We start from the raw sequence: 441 nt of genomic DNA, 5'->3' as shown, positions 1-441 counted from the left end.
CCCTGTCAAGTAGACATTTTTTGTGGACACCTGTTATGCAGCATAAGCATAACGGACTTCCATCGGGGTTTGTCCTGTCTTGAGCTGTATTCGCTCATTGTTGTAAAAATAAATATATTCATCCACAAGAGCCTTTGCTTCGTCAAAGGTTTGTGGCTTTGCTCTGTAAATACATTCGGTCTTCAGCATGCTGAAGAAGTTTTCGGCGCAGGCGTTGTCGTAAGGACACCCCACCGATGACATAGACGGTTTAATACCGTTTGCTATGGCAACGTTGTAATATGCCTGGGAGGTGTATTGAAATCCATTGTCACTATGCAGGATAAGCCCTCCGGAGGGCTTGGCGTTTTTCACTGCTGCACGTACCGTTTCAATCACCAGGCTTGCCGGCATTTGCGTTGCATATTTGTAACCCACAATACTGTTGTCATACAAATCCTT

1 protein-coding gene is annotated in these 441 nt (G+C 45.1%); it reads right to left on the bottom strand.

The window, feature by feature from the left end; genetic code table 11:
- Positions 1-33: 33 nt before the first annotated feature.
- On the bottom strand, positions 34-441 hold a 408-nt coding region (locus H6A12_RS13130), incomplete at its 5' end, for an IS3 family transposase (RefSeq protein ID WP_204448442.1).

The organism is Merdimmobilis hominis (assembly GCF_016901855.1).
Lineage (GTDB): Bacteria > Bacillota > Clostridia > Oscillospirales > Ruminococcaceae > Paludihabitans.
The sequence above is the reverse complement of the archived record's forward strand: the minus strand, read 5'-3'. Positions and strand labels throughout refer to the sequence as shown.